The following is an 18,274-nucleotide window of genomic DNA, read 5'->3' as shown; positions in this document are numbered from 1 at the left end:
TTTGTTGTCATTATGCTCGACGATATTGGATCGTTGCCGCGAGCTCAACCATTCGCCCGGTCATTGCGAGCCACCCGGTCGGCGCGAAGCGCCGCCGGATGACAGGCTCCGCGAAGCAATCCATTTCACCGCACGGGCCCGAATGGATCGCTTCGTCGCGGAGCCTGTCATCGGGCGCGCGTTCGCGCGACCCGTTGGCTTCTCGCAATGACGGTGACTACGCCGTCAGCTTGAACGTCACGCCGCAAAGCAGGAACTCATCGCCCTTCACGGCACAGCCTCTGGCTCTTGCGGCATCCAGCACCTTGGCCTTGTTGGCGACCTTGAACGTCAAGCCGCTCATGATCTCGCTGTCGCCCCTGATGAAGCGGAAGCTGCTGTTCGGCAGCTTCACCACGGTGCCGTCGGCGGGAACGCCGATGATCCTGCCCCAATGTTCTGCCAATTCTTGCGGCTCGAGGCTCTGCATCTCGACCTCGGTCAGTGCCAAAGTCGTGTCCTTGCGGATCGACTTCTGCCAGTCCGGGCCGGCAGGTGGATACGGCCCCAGCACGTCGTCGCTGCCTTCGGTGTGGTTGAACTCGATGAAGGCGGCGCGGCAATCGCGCGGGTGCAGTTGCACGCCGTGATAGGGCGCGTGCGTGATCACGTTCGCGGTACGCACGCCGATCGCATTGGCCTTGGCGCCGCGCGCGTCGGGATCCTCGCAGCAAAAGATCGCCATGTAGCCGCCGCGGCCGCCGGTCTTCTCGATGAAGCGGCCGGCCGCGGTGCCCGATCCGGGCTCGAACGGCGCGACGACTTCGAGGAGAATCGTATCGACCGGCAGCAGCGCGTTCTCGAGCCCGTATTTGGCGACGTTACCGTCGCGGTAACAGACGTCGAGGCCCATGATCGCGGAGATGTCCGAGATCACGGGCACCAGCTGCGGCGCCACCAAGCAGATCTGCCGCAGCCGCATGTACTCGGCGATGTCATTAGCCACGGCTTACTGCCCCTGGAAAGTGGGCTTGCGCTTCTCGACGAAGGCCTTCGCCGCTTCCTTGTGGTCGGTGGTCTCGCCGGCACGCGTATGGTGGATCGCCTCGCCGTCGAAGCAGGCTTCGAGCGTCATGGTCTCGGCATTGTTGATGTTGCGCTTGATATAGCCGAGCGCCACCGACGGCCCCTGCGCCAGCGACCGCGCGAGTTCCAGCGTCTCGGCCTCGATGTCGGCATCGGGCACCACCTTGGAGACCATGCCGAGGTTGTAGGCTTCCTGCGCTGACAGCACCGGCGACATCAGATAGAGCTCGCGAGCCTTCGCGCTGCCGAGCATCTTGGTCAGGAAATAGGTGCCGCCGTAATCGCCGGAGAAGCCGACCTTGGCGAAGGCGGTCGTGATCTTGCAGGAGGCGCTGGCGACGCGAAGGTCGCAGGACAGCGCGATCGAGAGCCCGGCGCCGGCCGCCGCGCCGTCGAGCTGCGCCACTACGGGCTTCGGCATCTGGTGCAGGATGCGCGAGACCTCCATGCCGCGGCGCAGGTTCGCCATCTTGGCCTCGAACGGCAGCGGCGCACGGCCTTCCGCCATCGACTTGACGTCGCCGCCGACGCAGAACGTGCCGCCGGCGCCCTTGATCAGCACCGCGCGCACTTCGGTATTATCCTGCGCGCGCCGCGCCGCTTCGACGAGGCCGCGCGTCATATCGGGATTAAGCGCATTGCGCCGGTCGGGGCGGTTCAGCGTGATGGTGAGCAGGCCCTGGTCGAGGGATTGGAGAACCATCTGATTATCGCTCATGGCGTTTTGCCTTTCGTTGTTGTTGGTTGCCCCGTCGTTCCGGGATGGTGCGTAAGCACCAGACCCGGAACCTCGAGATCCCGGGTTCGTGCTTCGCACGCCCCGGGGATGACTGCGTGACTTCGTGACTTCGTCACTCCGTCACTTCTTCACCAGCGGGCAGCGCGAGTCGGCGAGCGGCTGGAACGCCTGGTCGCCCGGCACGGTCGCGAGCAGCTTGTAGTCATCCCAGCGGCCTTTGGATTCCGAGGGCTTCTTGACCTCGAACAAGTACATGTCGTGCACCATGCGGCCGTCCTCGCGGATCTTGCCGTTCTTGGCGAACATATCGTTGATCGGGGTTTCCTTCATCACCTTCATGACCGCGGCCGCATCGGTGGTGCCCGCGGCCTTCACCGCGTTCAGGTAATGCAGCACGGAGGAGTAGACGCCGGCCTGCGCCGAAGTCGGCACGCGCTTGACGCGCTCCATGAAGCGTTTCGAGAACGCGCGGGTGTCGTCATTGAGGTCCCAATAAAACGCTTCCGCGAGCAGAAGCCCTTGCGCCGTATCGAGCCCGACGCTGTCGATATCGGTCACGAAAGCCAAGAGCGGCGAGATCTTCTGACCGCCCTTGGTGATGCCGAACTCGGCGCCCTGCTTGATCGCGTTGATGGTGTCACCGCCGGCATTGGCAAGCCCGATCACCTTGGCCTTCGAGGCCTGCGCCTGCAGCAGGAAGGAGGAGAAGTCCGAGGTATTGATCGGATGCCGCACGTTGCCGAGCACCTTGCCGCCCGACTTCACCACGACATTGCTGGTGTCCTTTTCCAGGTCCTGGCCGAACGCATAGTCCGCGGTCAGGAAGAACCAGGTGTCGAGGCCGGATTTCACCGCGGCAAGGCCGGTCACATTGGCCTGCGCGAAGGTGTCGAACACGTAGTGCACGGTATAGGGGCCGCAGGCCTCGTTGGAGAGGCGGATCGAGCCCGGGCCGTTGAACACGATGATCTTGCCGCGTGCCTTGGCGATCTCGCCGGCGGCCAGCGCGGTCGCGGACGCCGCGACGTCAAAAATCATCTCGACGCCCTGATTGTCGATCATGTCGCGGGCGATGTTGGCGGCAAGGTCGGCCTTGTTGAGATGGTCGCCGACCACGATCTCGACCTTGCGGCCGAGCACCGTGCCGCCGAAGTCCTCGACCGCCATCTTGGCGGCGGTCTCGCTGCCCGAGCCGGTGATGTCGGCATAGAGGCTCGACATATCGAGGATGCCACCGAGCTTCAGCGGAGGCTTGTCCTGCGCCAGCGACGCATTCGCCGAGACCGCAAACACACAGGCCAACACGCCGGCCAAAACTCGTCGCATCCATAACCTCCCTTGAAGCACGGACCTCATTCCATCAGGTCCATTTCGAGGTCCGGATCATGCCGCATGCGACCTACAGCAGCAAGCCGCGGAACGACCGCCGGTTTTCCGCTCAACGGAATGGCCAAGATGTGCCAGGATCAAGTGATGCAGAACTTGTTGATGCGGATTCCGCCGGCCGCTGCTCGTATCTTGCTGCTCGCGTCCGCAACGATATTCGGCTGGGGCGAAAGTCGCGCGGCCGGATGCAATTTCGAGATTCAGGGCGAGGGTCGCGTCACCGCCGTGGTCGATGCGCGCAGTCTTCGGCTCGACGACGGCCGTGAGGTCAGACTCGCCGGCATCGAGGTGGCCGACCAAGCGAAGGCCACGCCGGCGCTGTCGGCGCTGCTGGTCGGCCGCGAGGTGACGCTGCGCGGACCGGACGACACGCCGGACCGCTATGGCCGGCAGCCGGCCTACGCATTCCTCGCTGGCAGCGAGATGTCGGTGCAAAGCGAGTTGCTGCGTCGGGGCCTCGCGCTGGTGTCGTCCGAGATCGCCGACAAGGACTGCGCAGCGGCACTGATGGCGGCGGAGGCCGAGGCGCGGGCCGCCCGATCGGGAACCTGGGCCGAGGCCACCGTCATAAAAAACGCCGAAAGTCCGGACGATATTTTGGCCGGGATCGGGCGCTTTACAGTGGTCGAGGGCCGGGTTTTATCCGTGCGTCAGGCGGGGGCGACAACCTATCTGAATTTCGGCCGAAACTGGACACGGGACTTTGCTGTGACTATTTCAAGGCGCATAGTCCCTGCGTTCGAGGCTGCCGGGCTTTCGCCCAAGTCTCTGGAAAATCGTAGGATTCGTGTGCGAGGCTGGGTGGAAGCACGACGTGGGCCACGAATCGAATTGCTCCGGGTGGGGCAGATTGAAGTGCTCGGCGGGAACTAGGGGTCCTCTGGCCACACCCCAGCCGATCGCGGGACAATTTGTGAGTTTTTGACGTGATTGAGCGCGCGGGATGGCGTGAAGATGGGACTGGCCGCCGGCTTTCGGCTGCGCTGGCGCTCGTTTGCGCGGTTCTGACGCTGTCGGCCTGCGGCAATGTCGGCCGCTTCGAGCAGGTCACCCCGACCGCGACGGCGGCCCCTGTGAAGCCGAGCCGCGTGGTGCAGCAGACGCCCAATAGCGAGCGCGAGCATGAACGCATCCTGTCGTCCTATGGCGGCGCCTATGATGATCCGAAGCTCGAGGCCCTGATCAACAAGACCGTCGAGCGGCTGGTCGCGGCGTCCGAACGGCCCGACCAGGCCTACAAGGTCACGATCCTCAATTCCGGCGCGGTCAACGCCTTCGCGCTGCCGACCGGTCAGCTCTATGTCACGCGCGGCCTGATCGCGCTCGCCAGCGACACCTCCGAGCTCTCCTCGGTGCTGAGCCACGAGATGGCGCATGTGCTGGCCAAGCATGCTGCGATGCGCGAGGACCAGGCGCGCCAGGCGGCGGTGGTTACGCGCGTCGTCACCGACATGAGCAGCGACCCCGATCTCACGGCGCTGGCGCTGGCCAAGACCAAGCTGACGATGGCGAGCTTCTCGCGGCAGCAGGAGTTCGAGGCCGACGGCATCGGTGTCGGGATTGCCGCGCGCGCGCATTTCGATCCCTATGGCGCGGCGCGCTTCCTGACCGCGATGGAGCGCAATGCCGCGCTCAAGATCGGCAAGACCGCGCTCGATCCGCGCGCGCAGGATTTCACCTCGTCGCATCCGGCAACGCCCGAGCGCATCTCCAACGCGCAAACCACCGCGCGGCAATACTCATCGCCGGAGAGCAATGAGCGCGACCGCGAGACCTATCTCGCCGCGATCGACAACATCGTCTATGGCGAGGACCCCAGCGAAGGCTTCGTGCGCGGCCGCCGCTTCCTGCATCCCAAGCTCGGCTTCACCTTCACCGCGCCCGACAATTTCACGCTCGACAACACCGCGCAGGCGGTGATCGGCGTGCGCGAAGGCGGCAGCCAGGCGATGCGCTTCGACGTGGTGCGGGTGCCGGCCGAGCAGTCGCTCGGCGACTATCTGAATTCCGGCTGGATGGAAGGCGTCGAGAAGTCCTCCACTGAGGACCTCAATATCAACGGCTTTCCGGCGGCGTCGGCCACCGCGCATGGCGACCAGTGGCAATTCAAGGTCTTCGCGCTGCGCTTCGGCAGCGATGTCTATCGCTTCATCTTCGCCACCAAGCAGAAATCCACCGAGAGCGAGCGCAACGCGCGCGAGACCGTCAACTCGTTCCGCCGCCTGACGCTCGAGGAGATCCAGGCCGCGCGGCCACTGCGCATCAAGGTCATCAACGTGCAGCCCGGCGACACCGTGGAATCGCTGTCGCACCGCATGGCCGGCATCGATCATCCGGCCGAGCGCTTCCGCGTGCTCAACGGTCTCGACGCCCACGCCCAGGTGAAACCGCGCGACCGCGTCAAGATCGTGGTGGATTGAGGCTGCATGCACCCTCACCACCGTCGTCCCGGCGAACGCCGGGATCCATAAACATATTGATGGAAAAAGCTGGGGCCATAGCGCGCCCTAACAACATATTCCTGTGGTTATGGGTCCCTGCTTCCGCAGGGACGATGTAGAGAGAGAGAGAGAGAGAGAGAGAGAAAACGCCCTATTTCGCCTTCTCCTTGAGGAAGGCGATGATGTCGGCCCGGTCCTTTGGATCCTGAACCTCGTAGAACATCTTGGTGCCCGGAACCATCGCGTCCGGACCGGTGAGCCATCTGTCGAGATTCGCCTCGGTCCACACGATCTTCGAGTTCTTCAGCGCCGGCGAGTAATTGTAGCCCGCGACCGTGCCGGCAAGGCGGCCCACGACACCCTTGTGCATAGGGCCGACGTCGTTCTTCTCGATCGAATGGCAATCGCCGCAGCCCTGGTACAGCGTGGCGCCTCGCGCCGGATCGCCCGCCGCACGGGCGCTGTTCAGGGCGATCAGGATCGCGATGGCCGCCATCTCGGCAATTTTGGCCTGCCGCGGCGCCAGAACGCCTGCGATCGAACGAATGGTCATTCCCGGGGGTCTCCTGTTTGCCACCACAACAGGAGCAGCCACACCGCCATTCTATTCCCCGAAATGCCGCTCGCTCGCGCGGGTTCCTCAATCGTCGCTGCGGCCGGCGCGGATGATTTCTTCCGGCCCGCGAGGAATATCCGCGTCATCAGCCGATCTATATCCAAGCTGCCACCTCCGCAGCGGCGCCGCGCTATTGGAGCATCCCCAGTGTTTCAGAATCGGTTCGGCGCCGTCGCTCGACTTGCCGAACTCGCCTGCGTGCTTGCTGCGCTCGTTCTCGCCACAGCCACCGCCGCGCGCGCGGACGGCTGTCCCAGGGCGAGCGACAAGGCGAGCGACGAAATCGCGACCGACCGGCCCGACGTCACAAATTCGAGTATCGTCGTGCCGGTCGGGAGTCTGCAGAACGAGAACGGCATCAACCTGACCGGCCGCGACGGCGGCCGCACCATCGACGGCGGCAACAGCCGTTGGCGGCTCGGCATCGCGCCCTGCCTCGAAGTGCTGATCGACCTGCCGACCTGGTTCGGCAACGTAAAATCGCCCGGCGTCTCGGGCTTTTCCGACGTCGCACCCGGCATCAAGTGGCAGATCAGCCCGGTGCCGGGGAAGATCGACCTCTCGATCACCGCCGGCGTCGCGCTGCCGACCGGCGCAGCTGAGATCGCCGGGCGCGGCGCGCAGCCCTACATCCAGCTGCCGTGGTCATGGGAGCTACATGACGGCTGGGGCGTCAGCGGCATGTTCACGGAATTCTTCCGTCCCGCCGAGCTGTCCAGCCAGCACCTGTCGGAAACGACCTTCGTGATCGAGAAGAAGCTGACCGAGCGGATGAGCGTGTTCACCGAATATGTCGGCGATTATCCTGATGGCGCGCGGCCGACCCAATTCATCAACTCCGGTGGCATGTACCGGATCACGCCGACCCAGCAGGTCGACCTCCACATCGCGTTCGGGCTCAACCGCAACTCGCCGAACTACATTGTCGGCCTGGGGTATTCGTTCCGCGTCGACGGACTGTTTCGGTAGTTCACCTCTCCTTGAAAAGGGGAGGTCGCTTTGCTCGCCAGAGCAAAGCGGGTGGGGATCTGCTATCTCGGCTGACAGCGTTGCCTATGGCTGCCCCCCATCCCGACCTTCCCCCTTTCAGTGGGAAGGAGAAGACAGGATTGCGTGACTAGAGCCTTTTCCGTTCCGATTGAATCGGAACAGGGCTCTAGATTCTTGTTTTGACGCGTTTTCTTCACGCGAACCGGTATCCACTTCGCTCGAAAACGCTCTAATTAACTTCGGCTTCGCGCAGTCCGCTCAGCCACAGCGCCAGCAGCGTCCACACCGCGCCCGACAAGAGATACGCGCCGGCCGAGATCAGGCCGAAATGCGTCGCCAGCAGCAGCGCCGCCAGCGGCGCAAAGCCGGCGCCGAACAGCCAGGCGAAATCCGACGTCAGCGCCGAGGCTGTGTAGCGATAGTTGCGCGCGAAGCTCGAGGCAATCGCACCCGACGACTGGCCGAACGACAGCCCGAGCAGCACGAAGCCGAGCACCATGTAGACGGTCTCACCGAACGCGCCGGCATCGAGCAGCTGCGGGGCAAAGCCGCTATACACCGCGATCGCGACCGCCGAGCCCAGCAGCAGCGGCTTGCGCCCGACGCGGTCGGCGATCATGCCGGAAGCGATGATCGCGACGACGCCGACCATGGCGCCGATCATCTCGATGATCAGAAAGCGCACCGGGCTTTCCCTGGTGAACAGGAACACCCAGGACAGCGGAAACACCGTGACCATGTGGAACAGGGCAAAGCTCGCCAGCGGCGCGAAGGCGCCGAGCAGGATGTGGCGTCCCTCCTGCGCGACGGTCTCGCCGACGCGCGCCGGCTCCAGGTCGCGGCTTTCGAACAGCTCGGAATATTCATCCGTCGCCACCATGCGCAGCCGCGCGAACAGCGCCACCACGTTGATGGCGAAGGCGACGAAGAACGGGTAGCGCCAGCCCCAATCGAAGAAATCATCCGCCGAGAGGTTGCCGGCGAAGAAGGCGAACAGCGCGCTCGCCACAATCAGCCCGAGCGGCGCGCCGAGCTGCGGCACCATCGCGTACCAGCCGCGGCGATGCGCCGGCGAATTCATCGCGAGCAGCGAGGCAAGGCCGTCCCATGCGCCGCCCCAGGCGATGCCCTGCAGGACGCGCGCGGCAGCCAAGAGCCATATCGCCGCAACGCCGATCGTGTCGTAGCCGGGCAGGAAGGCGATCGCGACCGTCGAGGTGCCGAGCAGGAACAGCGCGATGACGAGCTTGGCGCCCTTGCCGTGCCGGCGATCGACCGCCATGAAGATGACGGTGCCGAGCGGCCGCGCGGCGAAGGCGAGCGCGAAGATGCCGAATGAATAGAGCGTGCCGGTGAGCTCATTGACGAACGGGAATACGAGCTTCGGGAACACGATCACCGAGGCGATCGCATAGACGAAGAAGTCGAAGAATTCCGACGTGCGCCCGATGATGACGCCGATGGCGATTTCGCCGGGTTTCGCCTGCCCGTGACCTGATGCGGTCGGGGTGCCGTGAGCCATTGCTGGGGCCTGTGCCATCGCCGGAGAACCGTCCTTTGGAGCATGATCCGGAAAAGTGGAAACCGGCTTTCCGAACAGATCATGCTCAAGCAAGAGATGAGGCCACGGGCAGAATCTGCCACGCGGTCCACCTCATCTTCTGATCTTCTATCCCGCAGTGCAACATTGGACAAATTGTCCAATGTCAACTTTGCTGCATCGCAGCTACCCCTTGGCGGAACTCATAAAATTCAAGTGGGGTGAGCCGTGCGCGCCTTGAAATTATTGGCCTTATTGCCGTTCGCGGCGCTCCTTGGCGGGTGCGATTTCGTCGTCCTGGCGCCTGCCGGCGACATCGCCGCGCAGCAGCGCGACCTCGTCGTCATCTCCACCGTCCTGATGCTTGTGATCGTGCTTCCGGTGATGGCGTTGACCGTCTTCTTTGCCTGGCGCTATCGCCAGTCCAACACCGCGGCGCCCTACGAGCCGGAGTGGGATCACTCCACCCAGCTCGAGCTCGTGATCTGGTCGGCGCCGCTTCTGATCATCATCTGCCTGGGTGCGCTGACCTGGATGGGCACGCATCTGCTCGATCCCTACCGCTCGCTCGGCCGGATCGCCGCCGACAAGCCGATCGAGAGCAAGGACGCCCCGCTCAATGTCGAGGTGGTCGCGCTCGACTGGAAGTGGCTGTTCATCTACCCGGACTATGGCGTCGCCGCCGTCAACGAACTCGCCGCGCCCGTCGACCGCCCGATCCGCTTCCGCATCACGGCCTCCTCCGTGATGAACTCGTTCTACATCCCCGCCCTCGCCGGCCAGATCTACGCCATGCCCGGCATGGAGACCAAGCTGCACGCGGTCTCCAACAAGGAAGGCACGTACAGAGGCTTCTCCGCCAATTACAGCGGCGCCGGCTTCTCCGGCATGCACTTCGAGTTCAAGTCCCTCTCGACATCGAATTTCGACAAGTGGATTGGCACCGCCAGAGCCAGCGGCAACATGCTCGGCCGTAGCGACTATCTGCAGCTCGAGCGTCCGAGCCAGAACGATCCGGTGCGGCTCTATCGCTCGGTCGATCGCGATCTCTACAAGGCGATCCTCAACATGTGCGTCGAGCCCGGCAAGATGTGCATGAGCGAGATGATGGCGATCGACGCCAAGGGCGGCCTCGGCCGCGAAGGCCTCAACAACACGCTGCCGCTCACTTACGACAAATACGCCCGCCGCGGCGCGCCGCTCGGCGCCTCACCGACCTTCGTCGCCGGCATCTGCTCGATGGACGAGATCAAGGACGCGCCGTCGCGCGAAGTCACCGCGCCGCTCGATCTGACACCGCTGCGCGGCATCGGGCTGACGCGTCCGCCGTTCTCGCCCGCAGATCCGTCATCGACCTCTTTGCTGCTCGGCCAGCGTCCGAAATCAGAGTCCTGAGGAGGACCGCATGAATCCCGACCTCGTCAAGATGATCTTCGGCCGCCTCAACCTGGAAGCACTGCCGCTGCATGAGCCGATCCTGGTCGGCACCTTCGCGGTGGTTGCGACCGGCGGCCTGGCGCTGTTCGCCATCGTCACCTACTTCCGTCTCTGGGGCTATCTGTGGCGCGAGTGGTTCACCACCGTGGACCACAAGCGCATCGGCATCATGTACATGATCCTCGGCATCGTGATGCTGCTGCGCGGCTTCGCGGACGCGCTGATGATGCGGCTGCAGCAGGCGATCGCCTTCAACGGCTCCGACGGCTACCTCCCGGCCCATCACTACGACCAGATCTTCACCGCGCACGGCGTGATCATGATTTTCTTCGTGGCGATGCCGCTGGTGACCGGCTTGATGAACTACGTGGTGCCGCTGCAGATCGGCGCCCGCGACGTCTCCTTCCCGTTCCTCAACAATTTCAGCTTCTGGATGACGGTCGGCGGCGCCGTGCTGGTGATGATGTCGCTGTTCGTCGGAGAATTCGCCCGCACCGGCTGGCTTGCCTACCCGCCGCTGTCGAATATCGGCTACAGTCCCGACGTCGGCGTCGACTATTACATATGGGGACTACAGGTCGCCGGCGTCGGCACGACGCTATCGGGCATCAACCTGGTCTGCACCATCGTCAAGCTGCGCGCGCCGGGCATGACGATGATGAAGATGCCGGTGTTCACCTGGACCTCGCTCTGCACCAACGTCCTGATCGTCGCCTCCTTCCCGGTGCTCACCGCGGTGCTGGCGCTGCTGTCGCTCGACCGTTACGTCGGCACCAACTTCTTCACGAACGACTTCGGCGGCAACCCGATGATGTACGTGAACCTGATCTGGATCTGGGGCCACCCCGAGGTCTACATCCTGGTGCTGCCGGCATTCGGCATCTTCTCCGAGGTGACCGCGACGTTCTCCGGCAAGCGGCTGTTCGGCTACACCTCGATGGTCTACGCCACCGTCGTCATCACCATCCTGTCCTACCTGGTCTGGCTGCACCACTTCTTCACAATGGGCTCCGGCGCCAGTGTCAACTCGTTCTTCGGCATCACCACCATGATCATCTCGATCCCGACGGGCGCGAAGATGTTCAACTGGCTGTTCACTATGTATCGCGGCCGCATCCGCTTCGAGCTGCCGATGATGTGGACGGTGGCGTTCATGCTGACCTTCGTGATCGGCGGCATGACCGGCGTGCTGCTCGCGGTGCCGCCCGCCGATTTCGTGCTGCATAACAGCCTGTTCCTGATCGCGCATTTCCACAACGTGATCATCGGTGGCGTGCTGTTCGGCCTGTTCGCCGGCATCAACTACTGGTTCCCGAAGGCATTCGGCTTCAGGCTCGATCCGTTCTGGGGCAAGCTGTCGTTCTGGTTCTGGGTCTCGGGCTTCTATTTCGCCTTCATGCCACTCTACGTGCTCGGCCTGATGGGCGTGACCCGCCGGCTCCGCGTGTTCGACGATCCCTCCTTGCAGATCTGGTTCGTCATCGCGGCCTTCGGCGCCTTCCTGATCCTGCTCGGCATCGGCGCGATGCTGGTGCAGTTCGCGGTCAGCATCATCAGGCGCGAGCAGCTGCGCGACACGACCGGCGATCCCTGGAACGCGCGCACGCTGGAATGGGCGACGTCGTCGCCGCCGCCGGACTACAATTTCGCGTTCACACCCGTCGTCTACGACAACGACGCCTGGTGGGACATGAAGCGCCGCGGCTACAGGCGTCCGCTGACCGGCTTCAGGCCGATCCATATGCCGTCCAACACCGGCACCGGCATCATCCTCGCCGCCTTGGCGACGGTGATGGGGTTCGGCCTGATCTGGTACATCTGGTGGCTCGCCGCCGTCAGCTTCGTTGCGCTGCTCGCGGTCGCGATCGGCCACACCTTCAACTATCACCGCGACTTCCACATCCCTGCGGATGAGGTGGTGCGGGCCGAAGACGCGCGGACGCGCGTTCTCGCCGCGGGAGCCCAGCCATGACCGTTGCCACCGTCTCCACACAAAGCTCCGAACCGGTCTTTCACGTCATCGACGAGCACGCGCATCCGGAAGGCGCCAGCACCATGCTGGGCTTCTGGATCTACCTGATGAGCGACTGCCTCATCTTCGCGATGCTGTTCGCGACCTACGGCGTGCTCGGCGGCAACTATGCCGCCGGCCCGTCGCCGAAGGACCTGTTCGATCTCAAGCTGGTCGCGCTCAACACCACGATGCTGCTGCTCTCCTCGATCACGTATGGTTTTGCCATGCTGACGATGGAGAAATCGAGGATCGGCGCGACGCAGGCCTGGCTCGCCATCACCGGGCTGTTCGGCCTTGCCTTCCTCGGCATCGAGCTCACCGAGTTCGCCCACATGATCCATGAGGGTGCGACGCCGCAGCGCAGCGCCTTCCTGTCGTCGTTCTTCACGCTGGTCGGCACCCACGGCCTGCACGTCACCTTCGGCCTGGTCTGGCTGGTGACGCTGATGGTGCAGACCGCGCGCTTCGGCCTCACCGAAGCCAACCGGCGCCGGCTGATGTGCCTTTCCATGTTCTGGCACTTCCTCGACGTGGTCTGGATCGGCGTCTTCACCTTCGTCTATCTCCTGGGAATGCTGCGATGACAACAGACTCTCACGCCCTGCACTCCGACGCCGGCAATCACGGCCATGATGCCCATGGCGGGGCCGCTCACGGCTCGCTGAAGAGCTATCTGATCGGCTTCGGCCTCTCGGTCGTCCTCACCGCGGTGCCGTTCTGGCTGGTGATGAGCGGCGTCATCGCCGACAAGCAGGTCACCGCGCTGATCGTGCTGGTGTTGGCCGCGGTGCAGATCGTCGTGCACATGGTGTACTTCCTGCACATGAACACGCGGTCCGAGAATGGCTGGACCATGATGGCGATGATCTTCACCGTGGTCATGGTGGTGATCGCGCTGACCGGCTCGCTATGGGTCATGCATCACCTCAACATCAACATGATGCCGATGCACGACATGAGCCAGATGCCGTGACGATGCGGGCTGCCGGACCACCGCTTGCACTGCTCACGCTCGGCGTGCTCGGCGTGGTGCTGCTGAGCGCGCTCGGCGTCTGGCAGGTCGAACGCAGGACCTGGAAGCTGGCGCTGATCGAGCGGGTCGAGCAGCGGATGCATGCGGCGCCCGTCGCGCCGCCGCCGCAATCGTCATGGCCGGCGGTCACGGCTGCGAGCGACGAATACCGTCGCGTCACCGTGCACGGCACCTTCCTCGATGACGACGAGACGCTGGTTCAGGCGGTCACGACTGACGGTCCCGGCTTCTGGGTGCTGACCCCGCTGCGCACGACCGACGGAACCACAGTGCTGGTCAATCGCGGCTTTGTTCCGCCTGACAGGCGCAATGGCGCGACGCGGCGCGCCGGCGTCCCGCCGGGCCCGGTCAGCGTCACCGGCCTGCTGCGGATGTCGGAGCCGAAGGGCGGCTTCCTGCGCGACAACGACCCTGCGGCCGGCCGCTGGTATTCGCGCGACGTCGCCGCGATCGCGGCCGCGCACGGATTGGCGAAAGTAGCCCCCTTCTTCATCGACGCCGACGCGACGCCAAATCCGGGCGGCTACCCGGTCGGCGGGCTCACGATCGTGCGGTTTCCAAACAACCACCTGATTTACGCGCTGACATGGTTCGCGCTGGCCTTTATGCTGGCGGGCGCGCTCCTGCGCGTCGGATGCGGCAGGGGCCGCGCCGGCGCCTCCGATCCAAGGTGGGACTCACGACGCGCCGCCGTGCGCCGCCTGATCGGCGCAGCACGCAATCTGTCTCGCGACACAGGCCCAGATGCTCGAGCGCACATCGGATCTGCATGAGGAGAAAGCCGCGACCGGCACGGCCGTGATGCCGGACGCCGTGAGCGCGGCTGCCGGCATGCCGTTCGATCTCACAGCGCCCGCCGATATCGCGACCAATCGCAAGAACATGGCCCTGCTGGTCCAGCTGCGCTGGATCGCCGTGATCGGGCAGATCGTCACGATCGGCTTTGTGCAGTTCTGGATGGGCGTCGCGCTGCCGCTGCTGCCGATGGCGGCCGTGATCTCGGGGCTGGTGGCGCTCAACCTCGTCAGCCTGCTGTGGCTGCGCTACCGCGCCGACATCAACAACCGCGAGCTCCTGGTCGCGCTGGCGCTCGACGTGGCGGCGCTGACCGCCCTGCTCTATCTCAGCGGCGGCGCCACCAATCCCTTCACGTCGCTCTATCTGCTGCAGGTGACGCTTGGCGCGGTGCTGCTCGATGCGCCCTCGACCTGGTCGCTGGTGGCGCTGGTCTGCATGAACTTCGCCTGGCTGAGCAGCTACTACCGGCCGCTGGAGCTGCCGCAGCAGGGCTTTGCCGATGCCTTCAATCTCTATGTTGCCGGCACGTTCATCGGCCTTGTGCTCGACGCCGTCCTGCTCGTGGTGTTCATGACGCGGATCAACCGCAATCTGCGCGACCGCGACCTTCGCCTCGCGGCGATGCGCCAGCACGCTGCCGAGCAGGACCATATTGTCAGAATGGGCCTACTGGCGTCCGGCGCGGCGCACGAACTCGGCACGCCGCTCGCCTCGCTCTCGGTCATCCTGGGCGACTGGCGCCGGATGCCCGTGCTCGCCTCCGATCCCGAGCTGTCGCAGGACCTCGGCGAGATGGAGATCTCGGTGCAGCGCTGCAAGTCGATCGTGACAGGCATCTTGCTGTCGGCCGGCGAGGCCCGCGGCGAAGGCTCCTCGCCGACCACGGTCGCGGCGTTCCTGACCGCGCTGGTGGAGGAATGGCGGACCACGCGGCCGTCGGCCACGCTGTATTTCCGCAACGCCTTTGGCGCCGATCTGGCGATCGTATCCGACATCGCGCTCAAGCAGGCGATCTTCAACGTGCTCGACAATGCCGCCGAGGTCTCGCGCGACTGGATCGAGCTGATGGCCGAGCGCAATGCCGACAGGCTGGTGCTGTCGGTGACCGATCGCGGCCCGGGTTTCTCGCGGGAGATGCAGGCGCATATCGGCAAGCCGTATCAATCGACCAAGGGCAGCCCCGGCAGCGGCCTCGGCCTTTTCCTCGTCGTCAACGTGGTGCGCAAGCTTGGCGGCGTGGTGAAGGCGCGCAACCGGCCGGACATCGGCGCTGCGGTCAGGCTCGAGCTGCCGCTCTTGACGCTCGCGATCGGAGACCATCTTGACGGATGAACGCCAGCTTCTGATCGTCGAGGACGACGCCGGCTTTGCCCGCACGCTGAAGCGCTCGTTCGAGCGCCGCGGCTACGGCGTTGCGATGTCGGCCTCGCTCGACGAGGTCCGCCAGCTGCTCGAGCAGCAATCGCCCGGCTATGCCGTTGTCGACCTGAAGCTCGCCGGCGGCGCTTCCGGCCTTGCCTGCGTCGAAGCACTGCACGCGCATGACCCTGAGATGTTGATCGTCGTGTTGACGGGGTTCGCCAGCATCGCGACCGCGGTGGAGGCGATCAAGCTCGGCGCCTGCCACTATCTGGCCAAGCCGTCGAACACCGACGACATCGAGGCCGCGTTCCAGAAAGCCGCCGGCAACGCCGCCATCGAAGTCGGCGTGCGGCCGACCTCGATCAAGACGCTGGAGTGGGAGCGCATCCACCAGACCCTGATCGAGACCGACTTCAACATCTCGGAGGCGGCCCGCCGCCTCGGCATGCATCGCCGCACCCTGGCGCGCAAGCTCGAGAAGCAGCGGGTGAAGTAGCTGCCCTCTGCGTAGCCGGATGGAGCCCGCCGGGGTATAGCCGCGGCATGAGCAATGTCGACAACCTGTTCCAGCCCGGCACGGATGATGCCGTCGACGCGGCCGCGCCGACGGATCGATTGCCGGCCGTCACCGCAGTCTGTTGATCGTGACCTCCGCGAACGGCCGCTGGGCATCAAGCAACGGTCGTACTGAGCGCGCTCGCGGCCAAGCCGTATGCAAGACCGTCGCTTCCGCGCCCCGCCGAGTCCGCACCAAACAAAAAGCCCGGCCTTGCGACCGGGCTTTTGATCTGAAATCTGGCAGCGCGCTGCTTAGGCGGCTTCGTCGGCGACGCTGGCATCGTCGCCATCGGAGTCGATATCCTCACCGTCGGCATCGCCCTCGGCGTCGCCTTCAGCGGACTCAGCCTTGGCGCCGCGACGCGGGCTCTTGGCGAGCTGGCCTTCGATCTCCTTGATCGCCTCGGTCTCGGTCGAATGCTGCACGACCGCGATTTCGCGCGACAGACGGTCGAGCGCCGCTTCATAGAGCTGGCGTTCGCTGTAGGACTGCTCGGGCTGCGATTCCGAACGATAGAGGTCGCGGACCACCTCGGCGATCGCGACGATGTCGCCCGAGTTGATCTTCGCTTCGTATTCCTGGGCGCGGCGCGACCACATGGTGCGCTTGACGCGGGCGCGGCCCTTCAGCGTCTCCAATGCCTTCTTGACCAGCGCCGGCTCCGACAGCTTGCGCATGCCGACATTGGCGACCTTCGCCGTCGGCACCCGCAGCGTCATCTTGTCCTTCATGAAATTGATCACGAACAGCTCGAGCTTGGCGCCCGCGATCTCCTGCTCCTCGATCGCCAGGATCTGGCCGACGCCGTGAGCGGGATAGACGACGAATTCGTTGGCCTTGAAGCCCTGGCGCTGGGTCACGACCTTCTTCGGCTCCTCGACGCGCGGCGCAGCGGCCGGCTTGGCGGCAACCTTCGGAGCAGCGGCGGGGACGGCAGCCTTCGGGGCGGCCGGCTTCGGCGCAGCAGCAGGCTTGGTCGCAGCAGCAGGCTTGGGGGCGACCTTCGCAGCAGCGGCCTTCGCAGCTGCCGCTTTCGCGGCAGTCTTGGCAGTCTTTTCTGGCATCACGCTTCTTTTGTTCTTTGAGGACTTTGCAGCCGCCGCCTTCTTGGCCCCCTTCACGGACGCCTTGGCACGGCCCTTGGTTGCGCTGCGAGCAACGACAGCGGCTTTTTTCGTCGTCTTTGAAGCACTCTTTTTACGCGTTTTCTGTGACACAGCCTGCGCGCGGAAACTGCCACGCCCCTGTTCGATGTTGCGGGAACCTCGACGCCACAAGGTACGCATGGCAGGGGGTTCTTGGCCTGTAATGTGCCCAATATAGCACATTTTCCGCAAAAATCAATGATTTACGCCCGATTCCGGGCATAACAGGGGATTCTCAGGTCATATGTCCGTCATTAGGGTTAAATCGGCGGCCGAACGGAGGGCCGCGGCGGGCCCAAGCCGACCTTATTAGCCCGCCCTTATCGGGGTAGTCCCTGCGGATATCGGCGAATCAGTCGCCGCTGCCCGGCTTCGGAGAAAAATATTTCTCGAACTTGCCTTCCTTGCCTTCCCACTCCTTGGCGTCCTCGGGCGAGTCCTTCTTCTGGGTGATGTTCGGCCAGCTCTTGGCATATTCGGTATTCACCTCGAGCCACTTTTCCAGGCCCGGCTCGGTGTCCGGCTTGATGGCGTCCGCCGGGCATTCCGGCTCGCACACGCCGCAGTCGATGCATTCGTCGGGATGGATGACCAGCATGTTCTCGCCCTCGTAGAAGCAATCGACGGGGCAGACCTCGACGCAGTCGGTATATTTGCACTTGATGCAGGCTTCAGTGACGACGTAGGTCATCCAAAACTCCGAAACGATCCACTTTTTCTGGGGTTGCGTAGCGCAGGAATACCGCAGCCGCAAGGGAAGCGACCCCCGAAAAACGCCAGTATTCTGATGTCTCTGCTAGCCCAAATTTGAATAGCAACCGTTAGATAACTACTCCTTGCCGGCTTGCAAATCGTCGTAGAGCACGCGCGCCGAACTGGCATCGCCGCGCCGCTCGGCAAAGCCGATCACCTTCAGCACCCGGACGCTGTTGTCGAGCGCCACGGTGACGACGTCGCCCGCCTTCACCGCATGGCCCGGCGATTTCTCGCGCGTGCCGTTGATGCGGACGTGACCGGACTCGACGAGTTCAGCCGCGCTGGTGCGAGCCTTCACCACCCGCGCGTGCCACAGCCATTTGTCGAGCCGCTGTCGATCCAAGAGTTAGACCAAGAATCAGACCAAGAATTAGACCAAGCTTCAGACCAAGG

General features: G+C 64.3%; 18 protein-coding genes. 10 read left to right on the top strand and 8 right to left on the bottom strand.

All coding sequences use genetic code 11. The features are described from left to right. Positions 1-217: 217 nt before the first annotated feature. The 3 genes from ABIB78_RS10100 to ABIB78_RS10090 all read right to left on the bottom strand — a co-directional run bounded on the left by ABIB78_RS10100 (position 218) and on the right by ABIB78_RS10090 (position 3,130). Positions 218-973 carry a hypothetical protein gene (locus tag ABIB78_RS10100; protein ID WP_429024491.1) on the bottom strand — a complete coding sequence of 252 codons (756 nt, stop codon included), beginning with the start codon at positions 971-973 and terminating at the stop codon, positions 218-220. A gap of 15 nt (positions 974-988) precedes the next feature. Then, complete coding sequence (locus ABIB78_RS10095; RefSeq protein ID WP_429024095.1) at positions 989-1,783, bottom strand: enoyl-CoA hydratase; 795 nt, start codon at positions 1,781-1,783, stop codon at positions 989-991. Positions 1,784-1,924: 141 nt separating this feature from the next. Further along, positions 1,925-3,130, bottom strand: coding sequence for an ABC transporter substrate-binding protein (locus tag ABIB78_RS10090; RefSeq protein WP_429024094.1), 1,206 nt, complete (start codon positions 3,128-3,130; stop codon positions 1,925-1,927). Between the two features lie 147 nt (positions 3,131-3,277). Between ABIB78_RS10090 and ABIB78_RS10085 the strand changes: the two genes are divergently transcribed. Together ABIB78_RS10085 and ABIB78_RS10080 are read left to right on the top strand one after the other, a co-directional pair. Continuing rightward, complete coding sequence (locus ABIB78_RS10085; RefSeq protein ID WP_429024093.1) at positions 3,278-4,063, top strand: thermonuclease family protein; 786 nt, start codon at positions 3,278-3,280, stop codon at positions 4,061-4,063. A 53-nt stretch (positions 4,064-4,116) separates the two neighbouring features. Continuing rightward, positions 4,117-5,610 carry a M48 family metalloprotease gene (locus tag ABIB78_RS10080; RefSeq protein ID WP_429024092.1) on the top strand — a complete coding sequence of 498 codons (1,494 nt, stop codon included), beginning with the start codon at positions 4,117-4,119 and terminating at the stop codon, positions 5,608-5,610. A gap of 172 nt (positions 5,611-5,782) precedes the next feature. Here the strand turns inward: ABIB78_RS10080 and ABIB78_RS10075 are convergent, their stop codons facing one another. Then, complete coding sequence (locus ABIB78_RS10075) at positions 5,783-6,184, bottom strand: c-type cytochrome (RefSeq protein ID WP_429024091.1); 402 nt, start codon at positions 6,182-6,184, stop codon at positions 5,783-5,785. A 210-nt stretch (positions 6,185-6,394) separates the two neighbouring features. Here ABIB78_RS10075 and ABIB78_RS10070 point away from each other — a divergent pair, with 210 nt between their 5' ends. Further along, positions 6,395-7,216, top strand: a complete 822-nt coding sequence (locus ABIB78_RS10070; RefSeq protein ID WP_429024090.1) for a transporter — start codon at positions 6,395-6,397, stop codon at positions 7,214-7,216. A 250-nt stretch (positions 7,217-7,466) separates the two neighbouring features. Here the strand turns inward: ABIB78_RS10070 and ABIB78_RS10065 are convergent, their stop codons facing one another. After that, positions 7,467-8,759 carry an MFS transporter gene (locus ABIB78_RS10065; RefSeq protein WP_429024089.1) on the bottom strand — a complete coding sequence of 431 codons (1,293 nt, stop codon included), beginning with the start codon at positions 8,757-8,759 and terminating at the stop codon, positions 7,467-7,469. A gap of 246 nt (positions 8,760-9,005) precedes the next feature. On the opposite strand from ABIB78_RS10065, the gene cyoA reads away from it, so the two are divergent. Genes cyoA through ABIB78_RS10030 form a run of 7 tightly spaced genes read left to right on the top strand, consistent with a single transcriptional unit; the run spans position 9,006 to position 15,917 of the window. Continuing rightward, entirely contained in the window at positions 9,006-10,172 is a 1,167-nt protein-coding gene (gene cyoA, locus ABIB78_RS10060; protein ID WP_429024088.1) for a ubiquinol oxidase subunit II, read from the top strand. Positions 10,173-10,182: 10 nt separating this feature from the next. Then, positions 10,183-12,186 (top strand): cytochrome o ubiquinol oxidase subunit I, encoded by a 2,004-nt coding sequence (gene cyoB, locus ABIB78_RS10055; protein ID WP_429024087.1) that lies wholly within the window; start codon positions 10,183-10,185, stop codon positions 12,184-12,186. Next, positions 12,183-12,812 carry a cytochrome o ubiquinol oxidase subunit III gene (cyoC, locus tag ABIB78_RS10050; RefSeq protein ID WP_429024086.1) on the top strand — a complete coding sequence of 210 codons (630 nt, stop codon included), beginning with the start codon at positions 12,183-12,185 and terminating at the stop codon, positions 12,810-12,812. The genes cyoB and cyoC overlap by 4 nt, the downstream gene beginning before the upstream one ends. Beyond that, entirely contained in the window at positions 12,809-13,201 is a 393-nt protein-coding gene (gene cyoD / locus ABIB78_RS10045) for a cytochrome o ubiquinol oxidase subunit IV (protein ID WP_429024085.1), read from the top strand. Before cyoC ends, cyoD begins: the two co-directional genes overlap by 4 nt. Before the next feature lie 2 nt (positions 13,202-13,203). Beyond that, positions 13,204-14,034, top strand: coding sequence for an SURF1 family protein (locus ABIB78_RS10040; protein WP_429024489.1), 831 nt, complete (start codon positions 13,204-13,206; stop codon positions 14,032-14,034). Then, on the top strand, positions 14,006-15,391 hold the full coding sequence (locus ABIB78_RS10035; protein WP_429024084.1) for an ATP-binding protein: 1,386 nt from the start codon (positions 14,006-14,008) through the stop codon (positions 15,389-15,391). Before ABIB78_RS10040 ends, ABIB78_RS10035 begins: the two co-directional genes overlap by 29 nt. After that, entirely contained in the window at positions 15,381-15,917 is a 537-nt protein-coding gene (locus ABIB78_RS10030; RefSeq protein ID WP_429024083.1) for a response regulator transcription factor, read from the top strand. Before ABIB78_RS10035 ends, ABIB78_RS10030 begins: the two co-directional genes overlap by 11 nt. Positions 15,918-16,231: 314 nt before the next feature. On the opposite strand, the gene ABIB78_RS10025 is transcribed toward ABIB78_RS10030, so the two are convergent. The 3 genes from ABIB78_RS10025 to ABIB78_RS10015 form a co-directional block, all read right to left on the bottom strand. Continuing rightward, positions 16,232-17,044 (bottom strand): CarD family transcriptional regulator, encoded by an 813-nt coding sequence (locus ABIB78_RS10025; protein WP_429024082.1) that lies wholly within the window; start codon positions 17,042-17,044, stop codon positions 16,232-16,234. Positions 17,045-17,477: 433 nt separating this feature from the next. Continuing rightward, positions 17,478-17,816, bottom strand: a complete 339-nt coding sequence (gene fdxA, locus ABIB78_RS10020; RefSeq protein WP_426437879.1) for a ferredoxin FdxA — start codon at positions 17,814-17,816, stop codon at positions 17,478-17,480. Positions 17,817-17,954: 138 nt separating this feature from the next. Then, positions 17,955-18,224: an RNA-binding S4 domain-containing protein gene (locus ABIB78_RS10015; RefSeq protein ID WP_429024081.1), complete on the bottom strand. Its 270-nt coding sequence runs from the start codon at positions 18,222-18,224 to the stop codon at positions 17,955-17,957. Between the last annotated feature and the right edge of the window lie 50 nt (positions 18,225-18,274).

Source organism: Bradyrhizobium sp. I1.14.4 (assembly GCF_050435825.1).
Taxonomy (GTDB): Bacteria; Pseudomonadota; Alphaproteobacteria; order Rhizobiales; family Xanthobacteraceae; genus Bradyrhizobium.
Note: the sequence above shows the minus strand (reverse complement) of the source record. Positions and strands in the feature narration are given on the sequence as shown.